At 53.0% G+C, this 23,207-nt stretch carries 19 protein-coding genes; 3 read left to right on the top strand and 16 right to left on the bottom strand.

From position 1 onward, the window contains the following. Window positions 1-54: 54 nt before the first annotated feature. From AAH187_RS09410 to AAH187_RS09390, 5 genes are all read right to left on the bottom strand, one after another. The gene (locus AAH187_RS09410; protein WP_342348195.1) at window positions 55-921 is read right to left on the bottom strand and encodes a replication initiator protein A; all 867 of its coding nucleotides are present in this window, start codon (window positions 919-921) and stop codon (window positions 55-57) included. 578 nt (window positions 922-1,499) lie between these two features. Then, window positions 1,500-2,549, bottom strand: coding sequence for a ParB/RepB/Spo0J family partition protein (locus AAH187_RS09405; RefSeq protein WP_342348194.1), 1,050 nt, complete (start codon window positions 2,547-2,549; stop codon window positions 1,500-1,502). After that, complete coding sequence (locus AAH187_RS09400) at window positions 2,546-3,010, bottom strand: ParA family protein (protein WP_342348196.1); 465 nt, start codon at window positions 3,008-3,010, stop codon at window positions 2,546-2,548. The genes AAH187_RS09405 and AAH187_RS09400 overlap by 4 nt, the downstream gene beginning before the upstream one ends. 1 nt (window position 3,011) lies before the next feature. Further along, entirely contained in the window at window positions 3,012-3,347 is a 336-nt protein-coding gene (locus AAH187_RS09395) for an AAA family ATPase (RefSeq protein ID WP_342348193.1), read from the bottom strand. Between the two features lie 730 nt (window positions 3,348-4,077). Then, the gene (locus AAH187_RS09390) at window positions 4,078-4,740 is read right to left on the bottom strand and encodes a hypothetical protein (RefSeq protein WP_342348192.1); all 663 of its coding nucleotides are present in this window, start codon (window positions 4,738-4,740) and stop codon (window positions 4,078-4,080) included. Window positions 4,741-4,925: 185 nt separating this feature from the next. Between AAH187_RS09390 and AAH187_RS09385 the strand changes: the two genes are divergently transcribed. The 3 genes from AAH187_RS09385 (at window position 4,926) to AAH187_RS09375 (ending at window position 7,144) form a co-directional block, all read left to right on the top strand. After that, entirely contained in the window at window positions 4,926-6,014 is a 1,089-nt protein-coding gene (locus AAH187_RS09385; protein ID WP_342348191.1) for a tyrosine-type recombinase/integrase, read from the top strand. A 41-nt stretch (window positions 6,015-6,055) separates the two neighbouring features. After that, window positions 6,056-6,571, top strand: coding sequence for a Uma2 family endonuclease (locus tag AAH187_RS09380; RefSeq protein ID WP_342348190.1), 516 nt, complete (start codon window positions 6,056-6,058; stop codon window positions 6,569-6,571). A 399-nt stretch (window positions 6,572-6,970) separates the two neighbouring features. Then, a complete protein-coding gene (locus AAH187_RS09375) occupies window positions 6,971-7,144 on the top strand; it encodes a helix-turn-helix domain-containing protein (RefSeq protein ID WP_342348189.1) in 174 nt (57 codons plus the stop codon). 46 nt (window positions 7,145-7,190) lie between these two features. Here the strand turns inward: AAH187_RS09375 and AAH187_RS09370 are convergent, their stop codons facing one another. From AAH187_RS09370 to AAH187_RS09320, 11 genes are all read right to left on the bottom strand, one after another. Then, the gene (locus AAH187_RS09370) at window positions 7,191-7,673 is read right to left on the bottom strand and encodes a tetratricopeptide repeat protein (RefSeq protein WP_342348188.1); all 483 of its coding nucleotides are present in this window, start codon (window positions 7,671-7,673) and stop codon (window positions 7,191-7,193) included. Between the two features lie 142 nt (window positions 7,674-7,815). After that, a complete protein-coding gene (locus tag AAH187_RS09365; RefSeq protein WP_342348187.1) occupies window positions 7,816-8,001 on the bottom strand; it encodes a YHS domain-containing protein in 186 nt (61 codons plus the stop codon). Between the two features lie 106 nt (window positions 8,002-8,107). Then, window positions 8,108-10,240, bottom strand: coding sequence for a copper-translocating P-type ATPase (locus AAH187_RS09360; protein ID WP_342348186.1), 2,133 nt, complete (start codon window positions 10,238-10,240; stop codon window positions 8,108-8,110). A 13-nt stretch (window positions 10,241-10,253) separates the two neighbouring features. Beyond that, entirely contained in the window at window positions 10,254-10,409 is a 156-nt protein-coding gene (locus tag AAH187_RS09355; RefSeq protein ID WP_342348185.1) for a hypothetical protein, read from the bottom strand. Continuing rightward, window positions 10,406-13,627, bottom strand: coding sequence for a beta-phosphoglucomutase family hydrolase (locus AAH187_RS09350; protein ID WP_342348184.1), 3,222 nt, complete (start codon window positions 13,625-13,627; stop codon window positions 10,406-10,408). The genes AAH187_RS09355 and AAH187_RS09350 overlap by 4 nt, the downstream gene beginning before the upstream one ends. 129 nt (window positions 13,628-13,756) lie before the next feature. After that, a complete protein-coding gene (locus AAH187_RS09345) occupies window positions 13,757-14,086 on the bottom strand; it encodes a hypothetical protein (RefSeq protein WP_342348183.1) in 330 nt (109 codons plus the stop codon). A gap of 119 nt (window positions 14,087-14,205) precedes the next feature. Further along, window positions 14,206-16,056: an alpha-glucan family phosphorylase gene (glgP, locus tag AAH187_RS09340; RefSeq protein ID WP_342348182.1), complete on the bottom strand. Its 1,851-nt coding sequence runs from the start codon at window positions 16,054-16,056 to the stop codon at window positions 14,206-14,208. 192 nt (window positions 16,057-16,248) lie between these two features. Next, window positions 16,249-16,560 carry a sigma factor gene (locus AAH187_RS09335; protein ID WP_342348181.1) on the bottom strand — a complete coding sequence of 104 codons (312 nt, stop codon included), beginning with the start codon at window positions 16,558-16,560 and terminating at the stop codon, window positions 16,249-16,251. Between the two features lie 91 nt (window positions 16,561-16,651). After that, complete coding sequence (locus tag AAH187_RS09330; RefSeq protein WP_342348180.1) at window positions 16,652-17,080, bottom strand: tetratricopeptide repeat protein; 429 nt, start codon at window positions 17,078-17,080, stop codon at window positions 16,652-16,654. A gap of 96 nt (window positions 17,081-17,176) precedes the next feature. Beyond that, on the bottom strand, window positions 17,177-19,960 hold the full coding sequence (locus AAH187_RS09325) for a cation-translocating P-type ATPase (RefSeq protein ID WP_342348179.1): 2,784 nt from the start codon (window positions 19,958-19,960) through the stop codon (window positions 17,177-17,179). Between the two features lie 68 nt (window positions 19,961-20,028). Continuing rightward, entirely contained in the window at window positions 20,029-23,196 is a 3,168-nt protein-coding gene (locus tag AAH187_RS09320) for a CusA/CzcA family heavy metal efflux RND transporter (RefSeq protein WP_342348178.1), read from the bottom strand. Between the last annotated feature and the right edge of the window lie 11 nt (window positions 23,197-23,207).

Here is a 23,207-nt window from a genome sequence, read left to right as displayed (position 1 = left end):
GCCGTCACGATTAATCTGCGTGTTCTGGACGTCCCGAATCTCCAACCATTGCGTTCACGCTTTACAGGAGACCTGATACGACTTTTTCCCTGACCGCGTGAAAGGAAGATACTCCCATGATTCTAAAAACCCCATGCGACGCAGTTCTTTATGGGACGGATCCAATTGTTGTTTAATGCGACTCAGCGCCGAATATTCCTTCATTCCCCAATTATGGGCGAGCTCCGCATACCATCCCGTGGCCACCCCATGGTGAAAATAAAATTGCGCATGCAAAAATTGATGAAGAAGTTTTGATAAGGAGAGTTTTAATCGCTGGAATAAATCGTGATCAATGACCAAATAATTCCCCGCCTGCAAACTTTTCCAATACCATGAAGCCAGTTCGACTTCGTTGTATTCCGCGACCGTTCCGTCGCTCTTCTTCTCACCTTCCTGATAGATAGAATTAAAAATATGAAATCCCCAGACTCGCTCTCGCTTCCCCTCAGTTCGAACCACTTCAAAGGAAAGAGCATTTAATTTCGCTAAGCACCGTCGTAATTCTTTATATGATTGTCCTGATGGACTTTTTGAAGCCGTCGCGAGTATTTGGTGCCCTTTGAAGCATATTGGATTATTCAAGATCCCCTGACGTTGAATTTGCTCAGTCGCCAATTGTTCAATGGCCCGGAAAAAGTCTAAATCTGTGGTATTCGGGAATTCATAGTTGCCGCCAGACAGGACCTTGATGGTCACTTTTATTGGCTTGCCTTTAACGACTGTCGTAAACCCGACTGTTTTTTCTCTTGGGCTCTGTCCCTTCCCCGTCTTTTTTTTAGGTTCCCATAATGGAATGGAGGCCAACTGTTTTTCAGCTAAAAGATATCGAGGTTCGGTTAGAACTTCTAAGTCAGAGTAATCAGGAGAAGATTTTTTCATTCACGTGTCCTATACGTTTATTATTAACGTAAAACATTATTACGTACAAAAAAGAGTCGTTCATGATCTTCACCATTTTTCTCTAACTTTTTCAACACCTTTTTCTTTTCCCTCGTATCCTTCAACTATCTAGATTTCCTTCAAGTATCGCAATTCTTCCCTCAAGCATCGCGACTATCTTCCTTCAACTATCGAAGATCTTCCTTCAAGTGTCGTTAGGCTTCCTTCAACTATCGTTTCACTTGTGGATAACTAACTCTTTCCCTTTAAAAAATTAAAACTTTTGTGACTTTCTGGGTATTTCCCAATGTTTTCTGAGAATCGCGCAAACTTTCAATAAAAGATTAAAACTTTTTTTAAAAGAAAATTGTTTTGCACGATTATAAAAGTAAGTTTTTTAAGGATTCAAAAAACTATTCTTTCACAAGACATGGTAGAAAGAAGTCGCCTATGAAACTGAATACGCCCAAGCCAAGTTTTCAGGTCAGCACTATCTCTCAAAAGGCGAGGCTGGCTCAAGGAGGGATCGCCAAATTTTTTTAATCAGATTCAGAAGTAGGAGGGCTGGTATGAAAGCTTTATAAGGAAGAGGAGGAGCTGTTTTCTTCCGAGCGAAGTATCCGTACCCGATTGAGAGCTTGTGTTAACTTTTCCTCAATTTCAGGAAGATCTTGTCGCCGGTTAGAATGAAAGCGAACAGTAAGATTGTAGCCTTTATCCCCGCGATCAACAAATTGAACCGGCTCGAAGCCTTTATTGTTGCGAGGCTTGGCGGCCAGTTGCTTTTTTAAATCTTCACGATTTAACTGCTCTTTGATAACGCGAAGCGCCAATTTCCGTTGACGGCCTGGCTCATTATTAATCGTTGCTAAGAGTTCACCGTGAGTGGAAGAAACCGAAACCCCAGAATTATACAGAAGATCTTGAATGTCGGAGGGAAGAGAAAGAAGTTTGAGAAGTTGAGAAATTCTTGCCGTAGTCACCCCCGTGCGATCAGCAATATCAGATCGTGAAAACTCATGCTCATCAAGAAGCCGTTGATACGCTCTAGCTTCTTCAAGGGGGGAAAGGTCCTCGCGTACCAGGTTTTCAATGAGGGATTCGGCTGCACTTTGATTGGAATCAGCTTTCCGAATAATAGCCGGAATCGTCGACTTTCCAATTTCTTTACAGGCGCGCCAGCGCCGCTCTCCTGCAATCAGCTCAAAGTTCTCTGAGCCTGATATCTTTCTGACTAAAATTGGCTGAATGACCCCAGAATTTTTGATTGATTGCAGCAATCGTTGGTTGGCTTCCAGGTTCTCCAAAAAACGAGGTTGCTGCGGATTGGGAACAATGGCATCCAAGGGAAGCTCACACAGGACATCTTCTAATTCCAAGGCCTCTTCATCAACCACAAAAGCGGGTGTGGAGGGGATGGGAGCTGGTTCCAAAACTGTCTCCGTCACAGCATCCGCATCATCATCCAACTTTACCCCTTCTACTTCATGATTAATGGTAGGAATGCCTAATTCTGCAAACGCAGAAAAGCGTCGAGTGGAGCCCTGTAGGGTTTCTTCTAAAGAAGATTGCGCCTTACTCTTCTTGTGGCCAGCCGCCTCTGGCGGTTCTGTGGTGGTCCTTTTCATGCCGATCCACGCTCAAGGGAGTCTTCAGATTCAGTAGATTCAGTTAATTTCAAACGACTCAAGACCTCACGGTCTAACTGCATAAATTCCCGAGCAACCGTACCTTGTCGATCATGTGCGAAAATCGTCTTCTTCGCTGCTTCAGCTTCCTGAATTTTCACAGATGCACTTATGGAAGTTGAAAACACTCGGTCGCCGAATCGGTTTTCAATCACCGTTCTCATGGCCTTACACAAATTTTTTCGGCCATCATGACGAGTACAGAGGACTCCCAAAAGATCTAATTTAGGATTTCCACCACCAGACTTCACGTCACGCACCAATTCTTCTAAATCACTATAACCATCCAAAGAATACTTGCTCCCGCTTTCCATGGGAACAATTAAATAATCCGCAGCCACTAACGCATTTGCCGTTAACATAGAAAGTGACGGGGGGCAGTCAATAAGAACAAATTCAATGTCACCGAAGAACGGTCCCAGGAGACGTAATGTAAAGACGCGGAAGATCCCGTTCGACCCTCGTTAAACTTACATGCCCATATATTAGACTGACATCCTTTTCATTCGTTTCATGCCATGGAGAAACATGTGTCTCTTTGTCGAGGAAGACCGTAGTCGCAGTGGTCTTCATTTCATAGGGGTCACGTGTGCCAAGTGTTGTGGATGTATTAGCCTGTGGATCTAGATCTAGTACAAGGACAGGAAAACCAAGCCGTGCAAGAGCCGCAGAGAGGTTAACGGTTACAGTGGTTTTACCTACTCCACCCTTTTGATTCGCTATCACTATAACGTGCATGCTTCCTCTTCTTGTAAGATACGGCCTGTTTTTGTCGAATATACATCAATCAATAAAGAAAATCAATTTATGGAAGTTGCATTAAACTATTTTATAACTGAGAAATTATAAATTTAAAGAAATGTTCTTGTTAGAAATTGCACCGATTGGCCTACAGTTTACTGTTAATAAAATAATAGTTGTAAAGTTAAGCATGCTTAAGTCTGTTAATATTTTTCAACTAATATAAATTCGTAGCCAGCAAGCAGTGGCTGATACAGCAATATTTTATCTAGAAAAATTTGCAATACGTCTTTTACGGCTATTGCTTTATAAGTTGTTGTTTTTAAGCTATTAATTCGGACAATTAAGCATGCTTAACTCTATGAATATATTTTGTTAAAAAACTTTTAAAGTAGCTATTGGTGGAGCTTATTCTGTAAGTATTTGTTTTTAAAGGCCAATTTTAAGAAGTTAAGCATGCTTAATCGTTTAAGTGGTGCTCTATTACTAAGTAAATTATAATCATTTTGTTTTGTTAAATAATTGTTTTAATTTTAATGAAATAATTAAAATATTAAAAGTAAATTTTAAAAACTAATTATATAAATTTACTGGCCGAATATTCAAAAATAAAAATCTTACTGAATAATATTTTGTGATTGGCTAAAAATTTTGGAAGAAAGTAGTGGAGAAAAGGTGGATTACTTCTAAAACATATTTATATGGAAGGTAGAAGAAGAAATAAATATTAATTAAAGAAACCAGGATGGTTTTCTTTGATGGTGTGATACATGGTGGTTTCCAGAACTTTAAAAAGGAAGGCCTGGCGGAGCATGATGGGGGAGGGGGATAAGCCTAACGCTTGAAACTGGGCGCGGACTTCGGATTCCAACTCCTCCCGGCGGTCGGGTTCCAACGTTCGAGCCATTTGGAGCAACTTGGATTGTTCATCCTGATGCAGCTGGGATAAGACGGTTTCTACACTAGGTTTTTGAAAAAGTTTCGAATCGTGTTTGGGAGGGATGAGCCCACGAAAGATCTGATACTCCGACGCAATATGCCCATGGCCTTTGCTCACCACCCGAATAAGGCCATTGGCCACCAGCCGAGTGAGTCCTTCTTCCACTGCTCGTTTTCCTAAGCCGGTGTTGCGACCCAAGTCACGCCTCGTTATTGGGACGGTGTCGCGGCCACGCCCCCAACTTTCCCGGACTAATTTCAAATAGAGCAGTTGATCGCCACTTCGAAGGTCCCCGAGTCCTCCTTCGATTACGCGATGCAGAAACCCAAAGTAGGGAAGGGGATCCCACCAGGATTGGGGCTCCTCCTCAAAGATCACCGAGGGAGACGCGTCAAAGCCTGGGATTTCTTTCGAATCTGGCTCTTCTGCATTACCTAGGTATTCAGGCATTTTCTGTTTGGTTGTGCGGAGTTACGGACGGTTGGTGATGATCGTGTATTTGCCCTCTTATTTCATTGCCATAATATAGGGCATATAATCTGGGATTGCAATAGGGTGTCCTGGTTAATACGGCCGCTAGCCTTCCCATAGCGGCTGTTTGATTTTATCCTCAAAGTAGGGTAGGCTGATCTCAGATGGACCCAATCTCGCCCACAGACCCATCCCTTGAATCCTTGTCCCTGGTCTCGGACTCCGCGCCCCTCATTCCCGAGGTGCTGAAATCCGAGGACGCCCCCCAGGAGAGCGCCGCGTCGCCGGATGAACCGGGACCGTCATCCTTTGAGAAGAGTGGGCTTCCGGTGGCGGCTCCCGGCCCCCGGCTGACCGCCGCCCACCTTCAACCCCTGCTCGATCGGTTTGTGGACGAGAAAGGGATCAACTGTGCCCCCGACACCCAACGATTGGCCGGCACGGCCCTCACCCGCTTTGCCGAGTATTGGACCGGCCCTGGTCAGGGCCTCCCCTATGATGTCCAGCTGATTGTGGAATTTCGAAACTTCTTGCAGCGCGAGCAGTTGGCCGTCAAAACCCAAGAGCTTTATTTGAGTGCCGTCCGGAATTTTGGGACCTGGCTGCAGGCCTCAGGGATCACCCCGTGGAATCCGGCCCAGCAGGTGCGGGGCCCCAAGACGAAAGAGGGCTTTCGCAAGCAGCCCTTGACCCTGACGGAAGTGGGGACCTTGATGCACACCCTGGATGAGGCCACACCGGAAGGGCTTCGCAATAAAACGATTATCTATTTACTCTTGAAAACGGGGATGCGCGAGATTGAAGTGGTCCGGGCCAATGTGGAGGATTATCAGGCCACGCCAGACGGGCATATTTTGCGGGTGCAGGGGAAGGGGCGGCATGACAAGACCGAGTTTGTGGTGATCCTCCCGGAAGTGCAAGTCTGGCTGGAGCGGTATTTGGCCACGCGCCTGCCGCTCGACGGCGGGGATCCCCTCTTTTTGACGATGGGCAAACGGCATGGCCATCGGTTGGCTCCTCGGACCCTTCGGTCGTTGATCTTCACCGCCCTGAAGATGGCCAATGTGAAGCGGCCGGTGGTGACGGGACATTCGCTCAGGCATACGGCAGCCACGATGTCCTTAAATGGCGGCGCCCCCGTGACGGCCGTGAAAGATATGCTTCGGCATGCCTCTATTAAACAAACCAATATTTATGTGCATACGATGAACCGGGTCAAAGAGGGTGGGGAGCGCTTTATTACGCAGTATTAGATGCATTGACAGGATACAAGGCGCTTCCTAGAATAATGAACATGATGGATACTACTACCCTTGTCTCACCAGACGAACTCATCCAACGGTGGGCCGAGCTCGCCCAAGACGAACAGTCCCCAGATTATTATGAATTGACCGAATATGGAGAACTCGTCTTGAGTCCCAAACCCACCAACCGTCATCAACGTCTCTGTACCGAAATTGCCTTTCAACTGCGTTCGCAACTAGGAGGGGAAGCGGTCGTGGAAGCGGCGATCCTCACCGCCTCCGCCGGGGTTCGTGTGCCCGATGTGGTATGGATGCCCACAGCCCGATGGGACCAGCTCGCGCGCAACGCCGTCCTTGAAGCCCCCGAGCTCGTGGTCGAAGTGTTGTCGCCTGGCAATCGAACGCCTGAAATGCAGCATAAGATCCAAGGGTATCTCCAGTCAGGCGTCAAAGAAGTCATCGTCGTAGGACTCACCGGCACCATCGAGTATATCCGCCAGGATGGCGTGCAGCCCACGTCTCAGTTCACTCTCACCCTGGCCCTTCCCGCTCAGCTCTTCTCCTAATTGGATTCGTGCCCAATTTGGGTGCTACCTCCCCTGTTTTTCCCAGACCGATTCGTTTATTGAAGCAAATCAATATTGGGTCCATCCTCGGAAAGTGACGAAAGTGCTCATTTCCTGGGGGTAACCCGTGGTCAGCCAGCTAACCATGGGTTGTTTTTGCCTGCTCAACAATGAGTTATGCATCTAACGCCTCCTTCAGCCTGGTCCGCTGTTCAGGGAGCCAAGTGGGGGGGGAAATGCCCACCGAATCTTCCAACCGCTCATCAGAAAAATCATATTCACCTAACAGGTTAATGTGCTGCCAGGAGATGGGCGAGCCATATCGAATGGCCTCAATGAGGAGATGTTGGGTACAAACCGGTAAGATGGTTTACACTGGCCGCAAGAAGGACCTTGCGTATGCCATGGAAGGAAACCAGTGCAATGGATCAACGGCTGCAACTGATTGGAGATTGGCTGAGTCACGAGTACACGAAAGGCGAATTGAGTCAGATCTATGGCGTCAGTCGTCCCACCGTGGACAAATGGATTGCCCGGCCTCTTAAAGTTCGAGGCCTCGGGAAATCCTTGTGATAATGGTGCTGGGAAGTACGAAAAAACGGAGAGAGGGGGAGTCTAATCAGGAAAGAAAATTTAGGTTATCCCCAGCATATGGGACTTTTCGCCCGTTTTCGGGTACGGACCCATATTTTCGGAACGGGGGAGCATTCCACATGACGGGATGACCGGGAGCCAAATCGGCCGCTTCGATAAAATGGGGACGCGCTGCCGAAACAGGTCCTTTCCGGTAAAGTGCCAACCCCAGGTTATAATGGGCCTCTGCCAATTTTGGCTGAGCCTGAGTCGCTTCTTCGTACTTTCCAATCGCCGCCGTCCACCGGTGTTCGGCAAACAGGCGATTGCCATCGATGATCAATTGTGCGACCAGAGGGAGGGCGTTCTCGGGTGGCGGGAGGGGTTCATCTTGAGGGGACTGAAGTGTCCCGGCACAGCCACCTATCCCCAATACAACGAGAAAGAATCCCATCCAGCGGTTGTTCGCAGCCCGCCAATACGCATCCATCTTGTGGAGCAATTCCGGGGAAAGCGTGCTTGTCTTCATTGGTTCACTGCTCCTTTGTAAAGCCTAGGCCCGAGAACGTGGCAAACGGTCTTGGCCATCATAGGTTCCTTCCTCCGTGCGAATGCCGCGCATCGCAGCCCGGCCGGCCACTGCGGAACTCACGCCCGCATTCGCCGCGTGTTTATGTACAGCAGCCTCCAGACTGATCCTCGGGTTTCGCATCGGCGGGTGTGGACAGAAACTTCTGCCGACAGTGGTCGCTGCAAAAGTAGAACGTTTTTCCCTCGCGTTCGGCGTGGAGAGCGGTGGCGTCGTCCACGGTCATTCCGCAGATGGGGTCTTTGGTCACGGATTTCGAGTCTTTCATGGTCCTGTTCCTTTCTTGGTTGTTGTGGTCCCGGTCATGTGATTCCGCTGTTCACGTGGTTCCGTGTTCATCGGAGATTCTTGTTCCCATTTTTTCAACAGCTTGGTCATTTCTTCAGTCTCAGCAGCCGCGCGTTGATGGCCACAATCACCGTGCTCGCCGACATCAACACTGCGCCCAGGGCGGGAGTGAGCAGCACGCCCCACGCGTACAGCGCTCCGGCGGCCAGTGGAATGGCGACAATGTTGTAGCCCGTAGCCCAAAGAAGGTTCTGTATCATCTTCCGATATGTGGCGCGAGAAAGCTGCACGAGGGCCACGACATCCAGTGGATTGCTCCGCACCAGAATCACGTCGGCGGTTTCCACCGCCACATCGGAACCAGCTCCGATGGCGATGCCCACATCAGCCTGGGCCAGCGCCGGGGCATCGTTCACGCCGTCGCCGGCCATGGCTACCAACACGCCCCGGGATTGGACTTCTTTCACTTTGGCGGCTTTGTCCTGGGGCAGGACTTCGGCGAAGAATTCATCCAGGCCGACTTGGTCCGAGACCCATTTGGCCGTCGCATTGTTATCGCCGGTGAGCATCATGCAACGGATATTCAACGCCTTAAGGGCATCGATGGCTTGCTTCGCCTCGGATCGGACGATGTCGGCCAAGGCTATCGCTCCGTTCAACTTCCCGTCCACGAGGATAAACACGACTGTCTTGCCTTGGGCTTGCAGTGGCTCGACACGTTGGTCAGCGAGCGCGATGTTCTGTTCGCGCAGGTAGCCGGGGCTCACCACTTTGATGTCATGGCCCTCGACCCTGCCTTCGACGCCTTTGCCCGGAATGCTCTTGAAATTTTCGACGGACAGCTTTTCTTCCGAAGAGGCGGCGATAGCCTTGGCGATGGGATGTTCGGAATTCGCGTCCACGGATGCCGCATACTGGCGCAGCGTGTCTTCTTCGATGTCCGGGGAAAGCACCAGTGTGTCGGTCACGCCAAAGCGGCCCTCGGTCAGTGTGCCGGTCTTGTCGAAAATGATTGCCTGCAATTTCCTGGCGCCTTCGAAAGAAGCGCGATTACGAATGAGCAGGCCATTGCTCGCGGCCAGGGCGGTGGAGACGGCTACCACCAGGGGCACGGCCAGACCGAGCGCGTGCGGACAGGTGATCACCATCACGGTCACGGCGCGTTCGATGGCGAAGGCAAAATCCTGGTTCATGAACACCAACCAGATCACCAGAGTGAGTGCGCCGCTGCCGAGGGCAATGAGGGTGAGCCACAGCGCGGCAGTGTCCGCAAGGTTTTGGGTTTTCGATTTGCTTTCCTGGGCCTGTTTGACCAGATCGATGACCTGCGACAGAAATGAATCCTTGCCGGTGCCTTTGACCTCAATGGTCAGCGAGCCTTCGCCGTTGATGGAGCCACCAATGACCTTGCCACCGGTCTTTTTGGTGACCGGGGTTGATTCCCCGGTGAGCATCGCCTCATTGACCGAACTCTCGCCCTCAACAATGACACCGTCCGCGGGAATTTTCTCACCCGGTTTGATGAGGACCTTGTCATCCACCACCAACTCGCTCAGTGGCACATCCTTTACGCTGCCGTCGGACATGAATTTGTGCGCGTCCGAGGGCATAAGTTTGGCCAGTTCCTCCAGGGCCTTTGAGGCGCCCATCACCGACTTCATCTCGATCCAGTGCCCCAGCAGCATGATGTCAACGAGGGTCGCCAGTTCCCAGAAGAACATCTTGCCGGGCAGGCCGAACACCACGGCGCTGCTGTAAAGATACGCGGTCGTGATGGCGACGGCGACCAGCGTCATCATCCCGGGCCGGCGGGAGGTGAGTTCCTGGAACAAGCCTGTGAGGAACGGCCAGCCGCCATACCAAAAGACCGCGGAAGAAAGGCCGAATAGGACATAGATGTCGCCGGAAAAGCTGATGGCTTCGCGCAGACCTACCAGCGTTTGGAGCAGCGGCGAGAGGACGAGAATCGGCAGGGTCAGAACCAGTGAGATCCAGAACCGTTTCCGGAAATCCGCTGCCATGTGGGCATGATGGTTCTGGTGGGCAGGATGGCCAGAGCCGACGGGCTGCAATTGAGCCTCCGCCTCCAACCAGTTCTGCTCGGCATGGCCTTGCGGATGACCTTCCTTCAGATAGATGGCGTAGGCCTTCTTGGCCACATCCTCCCGGGTCGGTTTTGTTGCCGGTTCGTCTTTGCCTGTGTGTTCGTGCTCCTTCATTGTGAGTCTCCTGTCATTCCAGTTTCGGATCGGCAAGCATCAGTTCGAGGATGATTCGTGAAGCGCCCTGGGCAACGCGGAAATGCGCGTCTCCACAGCGGACCTCCGACACCGTCATGCCGGGCTTCACCGCGACCACCTGTGCCGGCATGGTGTCTCTCGCGTTCATCGGCCGTGGTCCTTTTCGTTCAGAACGCCATCCGTTGCCTCGTCGTTCAATTGAAATACACGGGTGGTACCACTGACAAATTCACAGACCTTGCCGTCGACGCACAATGTAATCGGCGCCGCCGCACCATCACGCCCACGCACCGAGAGCGAGTCGCGCATCAGCCGCAGATCGAGTGAATGCCCGCGGTAGCGGATGCGCATGTCGAGACGCTCCATCTCCTTCGGTAATTCCGGATTGAGTCGCAGCACATCGCCTCGGACTTCGATGCCCGTCGAGACGCGCTGCACCAGATCGACCGTGCCGGCCATGGCGCCGAGGTGGACGCCCTCCGCAGTGGTGCCGCGCTGAACATCGCTCACGTCGCTTTGTAGCGCTTCCGCAAAAAAGGCCATCGCACGGGGCCGGTCGGACCGTGCCAGGACCCAGGCATACACCACACGGCACAGCGTGGAACCGTGGGACGCGCGGTCGGCATAGTAGGCAATGTTTCGCGGAATGGTCTCGTATTCGAACGGATAGCCCAGACGCTCGAACAATTCGCCGAGTTCCTCAGCGGAAAACAGGTAAAACAACATCAGCACGTCGGCCTGCTTTGAGAGCTTGTAGCGGTTGGCGCTATCGTTCTCCCCCTCGAGGATGAGATCGAGACGCTGAATATTGCCGTACCGGGTCCGGTAGCCCTCCCAATCGAGTTCACGCAATGTGTCGTAGCCCTCGAATTGACTGATAATGCCATCGTCATGAAACGGAACAAACATCCTGCGACTAATATCGCCCCAACGCGCGATCTCTTCTGCCGACAAGCCAAGCCGCGTCGTGAGCTCGGCGCGACGCATGTCGGATAGCAGATCGAGCACCTCCAGCGCCCGGCACAGCACCCATACGGCCATGATGTTGGTATAGGCGTTGTTGTTGAGGCCGGGCGTTGTGGAATCCGGATAACTGTCGTGAAATTCGTCAGGGCCCATCACGCCGCGGATCTCGTAGCGCTCGCGCTCGTCATCAAAACTCGCGATGCTTGACCAGAAGCAAGCAATATCGAGGATCAGCTCCGCGCCATAGGAATGCAAAAATTCGACATCGTGCGTGACCTGGAAGTACTGCCAGACGTTATGGGCGATGGCACTCCCAACGTGGCGCTGCAAGTAGGAGTTGTCGGGCATCCAACGCTGTGAGCGCGGGTTCAAGTTGAGCGCCTGGGTCTCCTCCTGACCATCGCTTCCGCTCTGCCAGGGGAACATCGCCCCCTTGTATCCGGCAGCCGCGGCGGCGGCGCGCGCCTCGCTCAAGCGACGGTAACGATACATCAGCAGCGATCGGGTGATTTCGGGCATGCGATAGTTGAAAAACGGGAAGATGAACAGTTCATCCCAGAAGATATGGCCCTGATACGCTTCTCCTGTCCAGCCCCGCGCGGGCACACCGATATCGAGTCCGATGGAGTTGGGTGAGACGGCTTGCAGCAGGTGAAACATGTTCAACCGAAGCAGCATCGGCACGTTCAATTTAAACTCTGGATCGGCAGGCTGGACATGCACATCGAAACGACGCCACAGGTGTTTCCAGGCACGCTCATGGTCGGCCAGCACGGCATCGAAGCGACTCGCGCGAGCAATGGCCTTGCTTGCCTCCAGTCCGCACTCCGAGATGGCGTGGTCGCGGGACGTATAGAAAGAAGCGAGTTTCTCCAGCACCAGCGTCTCGCCTTGCTTGACCTCGACGGTGAGTTCTTCCCCGATGTATCCCGGTTCCTCGATGATCCGGCGTCGGACTGCGAGAGGCTGTTCGTCCAGGAACGCTCGCGTTCGCGCCGCCTGTGCGACATGAATACTCGACTGACAGGTGCGTACCAGCAGGTGCACGCCGTCCTCGCCAACGATCTTGCCTGCCAGCGGCTCCAGGTGTGTGTTGTTGAACTGGCGATACAGCTTCGCGCCTGCGTTGACGATGCGCCCGTCGATCGCCGAACGCACTGTGACGCCTGCCGACCAGTTGTCGGCGGTCAGCGTCAGTTCCAGCGCGCCCAGATGCATGCCGCCCATCGAGACCAGGCGTCGCTCCTTGAGCGTACTGCGTCGGCCTTGGTCGTCTTCGAACCTGATGCTTTGCACCAGCATGCCGCGCCGCAGATCGAGTTCTTGGCGGTATGACAGGAGTGTGACGGTTCGGGCCTCGAACCAGTCCTGCTCGGCGATACGAAACTTGAGCGCGAGCCAGTTGGGGAAATTCACGAGATCCTCGTTCTCGACCATGCGGCCGGCGATGTCGGTGCGCAACCGATTGTAGCAGCCGGCGAAATAGGTTCCCGGATAGTGAATGTCATCGGCCACCGTCCCGGCGGCGGTCCCGCGCGTCGCGAAATAGCCATTTCCTAGGGTGCACAAGGCTTCGCGAATACCCTCTTGCGCTGGGTCGAAGCCCTCAAACTCCAGTGACCACGCGGATGGCGGTTCCACGGCCACCCGGACTTGCGCCAGATTGGTCACCACGACATCGGCGCCGGCATCGCGTAGCGCCGGCGCCTGCCCGCGGCGATCGACGCCGATGACGCAGCCGAATTGGCCGGCGCGCCCGGCCTCGACGCCGGCGATCGCGTCTTCCACGACCACGGTTCGAGAAGGCTCTACCCCGAGACGCCGGGCTCCCTCCAGAAAGGCATCCGGTGCCGGCTTGCCCTTGAGCGCGAGGCGGGTGACGTCCGTTCCGTCCACTCGCGCGTCGAATAGCTCGGTGATCCCTGCTGTCTTGAGCACCGCCGCGCAATTGTTGCTGGAGGACACGACGGCGGTCTTGATCTCCTGCGCCCGGAGTTGGCGCACGAGCGCGATCGCCGCTTCATAGGGCTCAACGCTGTGCTGTTCCAAATGTTGCAGAAAATACTGATCCTTCAGATTGCCCAACGCGCGCACGCTGTGCATCTCGGGGCCGTCTTCGGGTGTACCCAACGGCAATGAGATTCCGCGTGACTTGAGGAAGGCTGCCACGCCGTCGTAACGCGGCTTGCCGTCGACGTAGCGCGGGTAGTCGGCGGCGAGATCAAAAGGGACGAACGGATCGCTCGTCTCTTCCGAACGTCGCTCAAGAAATCCATCAAACAGCTTTTTCCAGGCCATGGCATGGACGCGGGCCGTCTTTGTTAGTACCCCGTCCAAATCGAACAAGACGGCGTCGTAATCCCGCGGGGAGAGTGTGATGACGGGGCATATACAGGTCATAATTTCATCAATTGTTCCATGTGATAGAGGTAGAGGTTCCTCTTATTCCCAGCCGATCCATGAGCCTTTCTCATGAACCCTACTCCTACACGTTTGAGCTTGGACCATTCCCGCCACTCCTTGTCGCGGCTATTGAGTCTTTCCTTGTTCGGCATGAAGCTTGGCCAAGGCTTCCATTTCTTCCGCTGCTTTAGTGTATTTTTCCTCCAAGTTTTTACAATGTTGAACGAGGGTTGACCGTTGCCCTTGTTTAGGAGTGTATTTGTCATATTCTTTCCCCATTAGGCGCATCTCCTCTGCTCGCCCGCGAAGTTCACGGGCTTCCTCTTGATACCAGGCGGCCAAACCCGCATGATCGTTTTGGTGCACCAACTCCCTGGGCGGAACTGAAGCGCACCCCACGAGGATTGCCACCATCACTGCTCCCACGAACATTTTTAAGCTTGGTCTGTGTGTCATGTCGTTCTCCTTGTGAACTGCTTGTTCTTCGCCCGTGAACTCATGCCTATTTGAAGATACAACAGATGTTCACAGTGGGTGAGATAGCTTCCTCGTGCGTGGTTCATCTCCTTTTGAATTTACACATAGGCATTCGTCGCATATTGCTGGACCATCCGATGGGTGTTGAAAAACGACGCGTTAAAGGCGATGGATTGTCGCATCATATCAATCCATCCCTCTCGGTCCTGGTAAAACATGGGGACAATGACGTTTCTCAATTTTTGGTAGAGATCCATGGCATCTTCATGGGCCGTCTCTTCGGGCTTGGTCTGGTTAAGAGCGTCAGACCCAATCGACCAGCCGGTGACGCCTTCAATATGACCTTCGATCCACCAGCCGTCCAGCACGCTAAAATTTGGTATGCCGTTATGCGTGGCTTTCATGCCTGAAGTTCCGGAAGCTTCTAAGGGTCGATGTGGGGTGTTCAGCCAGAGATCAACACCGGAAATAATGAGTTTGGCTAACGCGATGCCATAATTCTCCAAATACGCAATTGCCACCTCGTGTTGAAGCTGTTGGGCCATCCTAAAAATTTGGCGGATGACATCTTTTCCTCCACCATCTTTAGGGTGCGCCTTCCCGGCAAAGATAATCTGAATCGGGCCGGCGTTTCGTGCAATGTCTTGTAATTGGTTAGGATCAGAAAAGATGAGATCTGCCCGTTTGTACAAGGTCGCTCGGCGAGCAAACCCTATGGTCAGTGTTTCGGGTTTGAAAGAGAGGTGGGTCCGATTGTTGATTTCTTTGATGAGCTGAGCCTTGGCTTCCACGTGGGCTTTCCAAATTTCTTGTTTCGGGATGCTGATGGCATGCCGAAGGGAGAACGGGTCCTTTGTCCACCCCGGAATGTACCGATCATACAAGGTTTTGAAGCTAGGGCATGTCCATGTGGCTGAATGCACGCCATTGGTAATGGAATCGATTGAGTAGCCAGGAAACATCTCTTGGGAAACCTCCCCATGCTTTTTGGCCACCCCATTAACGTAGTCGCTCATGTTCAAGGCAAGAAGCGTCATATTTAGCTGATCTTGTCCTCCGAGCATTTGTAGGAGTTCCAGAGGCAGGGAGTCCCCCAACACCTGCTTCACGAGATCGTACGAAAACCGGTCGTGCCCGGCAGGTACGGGGGTGTGGGTAGTAAAGATGCATTGGTTGCGAATACCCGAAAAATCCCAGTCCAACGTCCCTCCATTTTTATGGTCTGCTAAAAGTGTCAGCACTAGGAAGGCGGCGTGCCCTTCATTCATATGGAATCGCTCGATCTCTGTGTATCCTAACGCATTAAGCATGCGCATGCCTCCCATGCCTAACACGATTTCCTGGGCTATCCGATACCGGTTGTCTCCACCATACAACCAGCCGGTCAACTCCTTATCGAATTGGGAATTTTCCTCAACATTGGTATCGAGCAGTATCAGGGGCACCGTAAAGCCGGATGAGCCGACAATGTCAGATTGCCAGGCTCGGACGGTGACCGATCGACCTTCGAGAGGAATCTGAACCCGGACGGGGAGAAGCTGCGCGAAGCGAGAGGGATCCCAACTTGTGGGCAATTCTTGTTGATTGCCGGATTCATCCAGTTTTTGATCGAAATATCCATGGGCATACAGCAAGGTGACCCCGACGGTCGGAATCTTAAGATCGGCGCAAGACTTTAAGGTATCTCCGGCCAGAATTCCCAAGCCGCCGCTATAAATGGGCATGCCGGACTCTACTCCAACCTCCATGGAAAAATAAGCAATCCGTCTAGAGATTGTTCCCAGAGCAAAGTCGTGGCTACCATCCGCCACAAATTTTTCAGTATCGCCTAGGAAAGTCCGCTTACAGAAATCAGAGCAGAAATAAAAAGACTCTTTTTGATAGACCGCTGTCAGACTGATAACAGGGTCAACCATCATACCGCATATTACGTCTTTAACCAGGTTCATATTCATATCACCATTTTAAAAATGTCGTACAGTTCATCCAACCATTCAGTGTGCAAAGAGTATTCTGTTTGTGTGGGGCCTATTGAGCAGATTGACGGCCTCTATGAATTTGTGCCAACTCTTCAGCTTTATCAGCGGCCTTCGAATAATCATCAGCTAAATCACCGCAATGCTTCATTAATGTTAGCTTGTCTATATAAAATCCTTGTGAATGCATACTGCCTCAGGATCCACATCGTCTGTTAAGGATTTGGGTTGAAAGTGGGCATATTCACCCTCATCGTGCCGCCTGGCCGATTCACCACGATAAAAATCTGCCAGTGTGCTGCTCAGCACCCGATACAGCCATTGCAGAACGCTCTCTGGCTTTTTGATATCTGACGCTTTGCTGATGGCTCGAAGAGAGAATTGTTGTAGGACTTCCTCCGCTACATCTCTATTCCCCAAGCGACGGGTGAGATAGCGAAGGAAGGTGCGCCGATTCTCGAGGAGCAACTCGGCCACGTCAGGGCTTATCGATTTCCTGGAGTTGTGTGGTTCCGGATATGGGGACACTGTCAGGAATTCCTTTCCTGAATAAATTCGTCAAAATCGGTTAATGTTGATGACCCACGTGGCCATCGGACGAGGATGCGGGAGTACTTGATTCAACCGTGCCGTATTTTCGGAACGGGGGAGCATTCCAAATGACGGGATGGCCAGGAGCCAAATCGGCTGCTTCGATGAAATGAGGGCGCGCTGCTGAAACGGGCCCTTTCTTGTAAAGGGCCATCCCCAGGTTGTAATGGGCCTCTGCCAATTTTGGCTGGGCTTGAATGGCTTCTTCGTACTTCCCAATCGCCGCCGTCCACCGGTGTTCGGCAAACAGACGATTGCCATCTATGATCAGTTGTGCGACCAGAGGGAGGGCGTTCTCAGGTGGCGGGAGGGGTTCATCTTGAGGGGCCTGAGGTGTTCCGGCACAGCCACCGATCATCAATATAATAACGAGAAAGAACCCGATCCAAGGGTGACGTCCAAACATATTCCTCCTCAATTTTTTGATCAGTTGAATCATCGGTCGAATGTCCTTTCTTTGCCAATGTGGGTTTCCCAATGTCTGAACGTTCTTCCGAAATTGCTAGGTCTTGCTCACCGAGGGAGTCGCCCTCTTTTTGGTTTCCTCCCCATCGTGACGATGACCTTTGGCCGCCTTCCAGAGTTCCATTGCGATAAGGGGCAACAAGCCGATGCCGATGGCCAGCAGCCAATGTTGAGGATCGAATGGCGTCACTTTGAAAATTCCTCGAATCGGGGGAGAAAGGATGATTGCCGCCTGAAGACCCACGGATGCGATGACGCCAAACAAAAGTGGTTTGTTCGTCAAAAATCCAAGGGCGAAAATCGAGCGAGTGTCGCTTCGGCTATTGAAGGCATGTCCCAATTGGGCGAATACGAGAATGGTAAACGTCAAGGTGCGGGCGCGGTCCAAATCCTGATCCATGGCATACAAGCAGTACACAAACGCCAGGGTGGTTATTACCGCGATGAACAGGCCTTGAGCAAACATCATGATCAAGCGGCCCCGGTCAAGTATTCGGCCTTTCGGATTGCGTGGGGGACGTTGCATACTATCAGGGTCACCCGGCTCGACCGCGAACGCGAGAGCCGGTAGTCCGTCGGTGACGAGATTGATCCATAAAATCTGAACCGGAAGAAGCGGCAGAGGCAATCCTAAAATCACGGCAAAGAGCATGAGCAGGATTTCGCTGATATTGCACGACAGAAGAAAATGAACAGCTTTGACAATATTGGCGTAAATGCCTCGACCTTCTTCTACCGCCGCGGCAATGGAGGCGAAGTTATCATCAGTCACCACCATCGCCGACGCTTCTTTGGTGACATCGGTGCCGGTGATGCCCATCGCAATGCCAATGTCCGCTTCTTGAATGGCCGGGGCATCATTGACCCCATCACCCGTCATGGCCACCACAGCCCCTTGATGTTTCCACGCACGGACCACACGCAGCTTATGTTCGGCGGAGACGCGGGCATACACGGCTGTCTGTTCGACTTGTTGATTCAATTCGGTATCGGATAACCGATTGAGTTCCATTCCTGACAGAGCCTGCTTCCCCTCCTCCAAAATACCCAAATCCCGGCCAATGGCCATCGCCGTATCCTTATGGTCACCGGTAATCATGACTGTTCGAATGCCGGCGTCCCTGCACGCTTCGACGGCAGTCACGGCTTCCGGTCTGAGGGGGTCTTTCATGGCGAGCAGACCCAAAAACGTTAAATCCTGTTCAATGACATCCGCCTGAAATTCTTTCGGCATGTCTTGTAACGTCCGCTTGGCCACTCCGAGGATCCGCAAGGCTTCTTGGGCCAATTGCCCATTTGCCTCCAAGACCGTTGCACGGGCGGATTGGTCCAGGGATTGAACCTCGTGGCCGATCGTCAAATAATGGGCGCAGCGATCGAGCAAAACATCCGGCGCTCCTTTTACAAAGGCCACATTCGTGTCAGCAACCTTCCGGACGATGGTCATCATTTTTCGCTCGGGATCGAATGGAATTTCTCCTGCCAGGGGAGCCTGTGCTTCAAGGGCCTTTTTCTCCAATCCAGCCTTGGCCGCGACAACCAGTAATGCGCCTTCGGTAGGATCGCCGATGATGTTCCACCCTTCTTCTGTTTGGTGTAACTCCGCTCCGTTGCAAAGAACGGAGGCCGTCAGCAGATCCTTCAGCGCCTCTTCCGCAGGGGATAACGAACTGCCCTCACTCTGCAGCACTTGAACGGAATCCGTCGACGATCCCTCGACAGCCTGTTGAATATCGCCGGTCGGCTCGTATCCTTCCCCTGTCACGTCATACGTCCGGCCATCCAGAAATATCCGGATCACGGTCATTTCATTTTTTGTGAGTGTTCCCGTCTTATCCGTGCAGATCACCGTCGTGGACCCCAACGTTTCGACCGCCGGTAATCGGCGAATCAGGGCATGTCGTTTCACCATCCGCGTGACGCCAAGGGCTAAGGTAATGGTGACCACGGCCGGAAGGCCTTCGGGGATCGCGGCGACCGCCAGACTGACTGACGTGAGAAACATGTCGAACATGGGAATTCCACGCAGTTCGCCAATCAAAAAGACGATGACGACAATGGCCAGGGACAGCCACAACAACCTATGCCCCAATTGGTCGAGGCGACGTTGAAGCGGGGTCTCCCGTTGCTTCGCTTCCCTGGCTTCATGAATCATCGCCGCGATTCGTCCCAGTTCGGTGTGCACTCCTGTCGTGACGACGCACGCTCGACCTTTTCCCGACGTAGCCGTCGTGCCCATATACACCATATTGCTCCGGTCGCCTAACGGGAGTTCATCTTGGTCCAGGACCTCTGACGTTTTGGAAACCGGTGTGGATTCGCCCGTTAGCGAGGCTTCCTGTGTTTGCAGGGCAGCGGCATAGATCAGCCGTGCATCGGCAGGGACGCGATCACCCGCTTCAATCTGAATGATATCTCCTGGTATCAATGCCTTGGCAGGAATAGACTGCACCTGCCCGTCACGGATGACCTGGGCGGTGGGGATCTCCATGCGTTTCAACGCATCCAGAGAGCGTCCTGCTCGAAATTCCTGGACAAATCCGAGCACCGCGTTCAACACGACGATGGAGACAATGGCGATGGCATCAACCCATTCCTCAAGAAGTCCCGCCACGATTGCCGCTCCAATGAGGATCCATACGATCACGCTGGCAAATTGAGCGACAAACAATTGTAGAGCCGACACCGAGGGGGCTTGCGGCAACTCGTTCGGCCCTTGCTGTGTGAGACGCAGCTTCGCTTCACTCTCGGCCAACCCGGCTTGGAGATCGGTGCCGAATTCTTGGCTCAACTGGTCTTGTGTTGCACGGTGCCATACCATAGGGGACCCTTTCACGTGTCCTCAAATTGGAGGACCTGGTTATTCATTTTTTATTCTCGTCCCTGAACTCACTCTGTAGCCTCACCTCCGCCTATTTCTATTTCTTTCTTCTGTGGGGCCTTTTTAAGGTCTGTATGCCAAAACCAAATCGTGTAAATGGCCGGAATCACGAACAGAGTGAGGAGCATGGCTGAGGCGACGCCGCCGACCATCGGCGCTGCCAGACGTTTCATGACATCCGCTCCCGTGCCGGTGGCCCACATCACCGGGATCAACCCCAGAATATTAGCTAGGCCCGCCATGGCCATGGGCCGAATCCGCTCAACCGCTCCTTCCTGAACCGCCTCGATCAGATCCGCCAAGGATTGCAGGCGATTGGCCTTGCGACGACGTTTGAGCGCTTCGTCGAGATAGGTCACCATGACCGCGCTGGTCTCGGCGGCGACGCCGGCCAACGCGATGATCCCCACCCAGACGGCGATACTCATGTTGTAGTCCAGCCAGACCATGTACCAGACAGCACCCACGAGGGAGAGCGGCACGCCCAACATGACCATGAGAGTTTTTGCCACGGACTGAAAGGCAAAATAGAACAGAATAAAAATGATGGCGATGGTCAGAGGGACAAAAATAAAAAGTCGCTCCCGGACCCGCTCCATAAATTCATACTGCCCCGACCATGCCAGTCGATACCCTTGAGGAAGTTTCACCTTGGCCTGAACGACGTGTTTCAGATCCTCCACGTAACTCCCCACATCCCGGCCGGTCATGTCCACATACACATACCCGGCCAACATTCCATCCTCATCGCGGATCATCGGGGGACCGCTCACAAATCGTAAGGTCGCCAGTTGCGCGAGAGGGACTTGGGCACCCGTCGGGGTCTCCACCAACACCCGGCGTAATTTTTCCGGGGTATCGCGAAGTTCTCTCAAATATCGGACATTGATCGGATACCGCTCTCGTCCTTCAATGGTGGTATCGATGTTTTCCCCTCCGATGGCCGATTCGATGATGCGGCCGACATCCGTCACCGTGAGCCCATATCGGGCAATTTCTTCTCGTTTAATATCGAAATCTAAAAAGTACCCCCCCGAAACACGCTCCGCATAGACGCTCCGTGTGCCGGGCACGTCTTTCAACACCGTCTCGAGATGCTTGCCGATCTTTTCAATTTCCTGGAGATCCGGACCGAAAATTTTGATCCCGACCGGGGTGCGCACTCCGGTGGTCAGCATATCTAATCGGCCTTTGATGGGCATGGTCCACGTGTTGGTGACGCCCGGGAATTGCAGAGCCCCATCCATTTCATCCACAAGGCTCTCATAGGTGACGCCCGCTCTCCACTGATCTTTCGGTTTGAGGGTAACCACGGTTTCCATCATGCTAAACGGGGCCGGATCGGTCGAGGTATCGGCACGCCCGGCCTTCCCGAACACTCGCTCCACTTCGGGAAACGCTTTCAGCTTCTGGTCCATTTCTTGGAGCAACATCGAGGCCTGGGTCACCGAAATCCCCGGAAGCGTGTTGGGCATATAGAGAATGGTGCCTTCGTAGAGTGGGGGCATGAATTCGGATCCCATCCGTTGAAACGCCGGGAAGACGGTGATCGTCAGCAAGATAGCCAGGACAATCATGAGGGCCCGGTATCGTAAGGCGATGCGTAACAAAGGCGCATACAGCTTCTGTAACCCCAGACTCACCGGATGCCGGCGTTCGGGGATGATCCGGCCTCGTACCAGCAATGGCAGCAAGGCGGGAATCAGCGTGATAGCCAGTATGGCGCTCATGGCAATGGCAAAGTTTTTAGTGAACGCCAAGGGTTTGAATAGCCGTCCTTCCTGTCCTTCCAGCGTGAAGACCGGCATGAAGGCAATCGCAATCACGAGTAAGGACACGAAGATGGCCGGCCCCACCTCCTTGGCCGAATCGATCAAGACCTGGGTCCGGTCGCCTTTCTCTCCGTCCTTGACCCATTCTTCTAACCGCTTATGGGCGTTATCGACCATCACAATTGCGGCATCGACCATATCCCCGATAGCCACAATAATCCCCCCGATCGACATGATGTTCATGCCGATGTTCATCAAATACATGGGAATGAAGGCTAGTAACACGGCCAGCGGAAGCGTGAGAATGGGAAGCAGGGCCGATCGAAGATGCAGCAGGAACCCGACGATCAGCACACTGACCACAATGAGTTCTTCAATGAGATTTTCGGTCGCCGTCGTGATGGATTCCTGAATCAGCCCGCTCCGGTCGTATGTCGTCACGACTTTCACCCCTGGAGGCATGGACGACTCCAACTCCTTAAGTTTGGTCTTGATCCGTTCGGTGACGGTGAGCGCATTTTCCCCGAATCGCATGAGGACGATGGCTCCCACCACTTCGCCCTGGCCGTCCAGTTCCACCAATCCCCGCCGCATATCCGGTCCTAAGGCGACGGTGGCCACATCCCGTAACAGGATGGGAGTCCCATGGGGACTGACCCCCATGGCAATCTGTTCGATGTCGGCCACCGACGAGATATAGCCCCGCCCCCTGATCATATATTCCACCCCGGAAAACTCCACGACCCGTCCCCCGAAATCGTTGTTGCTCATCCGGATGGTTTCGATGATATGCGGGAGAGAAAGGTTGTAGGCCTGGACCTTGGTGGGATCCAGATTGATTTGGTATTGCCTGACAAAACCTCCGACGCTGGCGACCTCGGCCACGCCATCGACCGCCAGAAGCCAATAGCGAAGGTACCAGTCTTGAAACGATCGAAGGGTTGCCAAATCCTGCTGGCCGGTTTCATCGATCAAGGCATATTCAAAGACCCAGCCAACCGCGGTGGCGTCCGGGCCCAATTGAGGGGTGACACCGTCCGGCAGCCGGCCCGCCAGTTGGTTCATGTATTCCAGGACCCGGCTGCGGGCCCAATACATATCCGTGTCGTCCTTGAACAACACGTAGACATACGAGAAACCAAAGTCGGAAAAGCCTCTCACCACGGTGACATTCGGGGCGGAAAGGAGGGCGGTCACGATGGGAAAGGTAATCTGATCCTCAACCAGGTCCGGCGAACGGCCCGGCCACTTGGTATAGATGATCACCTGCGTATCTGAAAGATCGGGGATCGCATCGACGGGAATCTGCTTCATGGCCCAAAAACCGGCCGAAGCCAACCCAAAGAGGATGAGAAAGACGATCAAGCGATTCCTGGCGCTGAATTCAATGATGTAGGAAACCATAGTTAACCGTC

The organism is uncultured Nitrospira sp. (assembly GCA_902500695.1).
Taxonomy (GTDB): domain Bacteria; phylum Nitrospirota; class Nitrospiria; order Nitrospirales; family UBA8639; genus Nitrospira_E.
This window is presented reverse-complemented; position numbering and strand designations above follow the sequence as displayed.

Coding starts and splice junctions, on each gene's coding strand:
- AAH187_RS09410 (WP_342348195.1), bottom strand. CDS start 921: ATGAAAAAATCTTCTCCTGATTACTCTGACTTAGAAGTTCTAACCGAA.
- AAH187_RS09405 (WP_342348194.1), bottom strand. CDS start 2,549: ATGAAAAGGACCACCACAGAACCGCCAGAGGCGGCTGGCCACAAGAAG.
- AAH187_RS09395 (WP_342348193.1), bottom strand. CDS start 3,347: ATGCACGTTATAGTGATAGCGAATCAAAAGGGTGGAGTAGGTAAAACC.
- AAH187_RS09390 (WP_342348192.1), bottom strand. CDS start 4,740: ATGCCTGAATACCTAGGTAATGCAGAAGAGCCAGATTCGAAAGAAATC.
- AAH187_RS09385 (WP_342348191.1), top strand. CDS start 4,926: ATGGACCCAATCTCGCCCACAGACCCATCCCTTGAATCCTTGTCCCTG.
- AAH187_RS09380 (WP_342348190.1), top strand. CDS start 6,056: ATGATGGATACTACTACCCTTGTCTCACCAGACGAACTCATCCAACGG.
- AAH187_RS09375 (WP_342348189.1), top strand. CDS start 6,971: ATGCCATGGAAGGAAACCAGTGCAATGGATCAACGGCTGCAACTGATT.
- AAH187_RS09370 (WP_342348188.1), bottom strand. CDS start 7,673: ATGAAGACAAGCACGCTTTCCCCGGAATTGCTCCACAAGATGGATGCG.
- AAH187_RS09365 (WP_342348187.1), bottom strand. CDS start 8,001: ATGAAAGACTCGAAATCCGTGACCAAAGACCCCATCTGCGGAATGACC.
- AAH187_RS09360 (WP_342348186.1), bottom strand. CDS start 10,240: ATGAAGGAGCACGAACACACAGGCAAAGACGAACCGGCAACAAAACCG.
- AAH187_RS09355 (WP_342348185.1), bottom strand. CDS start 10,409: ATGAACGCGAGAGACACCATGCCGGCACAGGTGGTCGCGGTGAAGCCC.
- AAH187_RS09350 (WP_342348184.1), bottom strand. CDS start 13,627: ATGACCTGTATATGCCCCGTCATCACACTCTCCCCGCGGGATTACGAC.
- AAH187_RS09345 (WP_342348183.1), bottom strand. CDS start 14,086: ATGACACACAGACCAAGCTTAAAAATGTTCGTGGGAGCAGTGATGGTG.
- glgP (WP_342348182.1), bottom strand. CDS start 16,056: ATGAACCTGGTTAAAGACGTAATATGCGGTATGATGGTTGACCCTGTT.
- AAH187_RS09330 (WP_342348180.1), bottom strand. CDS start 17,080: ATGTTTGGACGTCACCCTTGGATCGGGTTCTTTCTCGTTATTATATTG.
- AAH187_RS09325 (WP_342348179.1), bottom strand. CDS start 19,960: ATGGTATGGCACCGTGCAACACAAGACCAGTTGAGCCAAGAATTCGGC.
- AAH187_RS09320 (WP_342348178.1), bottom strand. CDS start 23,196: ATGGTTTCCTACATCATTGAATTCAGCGCCAGGAATCGCTTGATCGTC.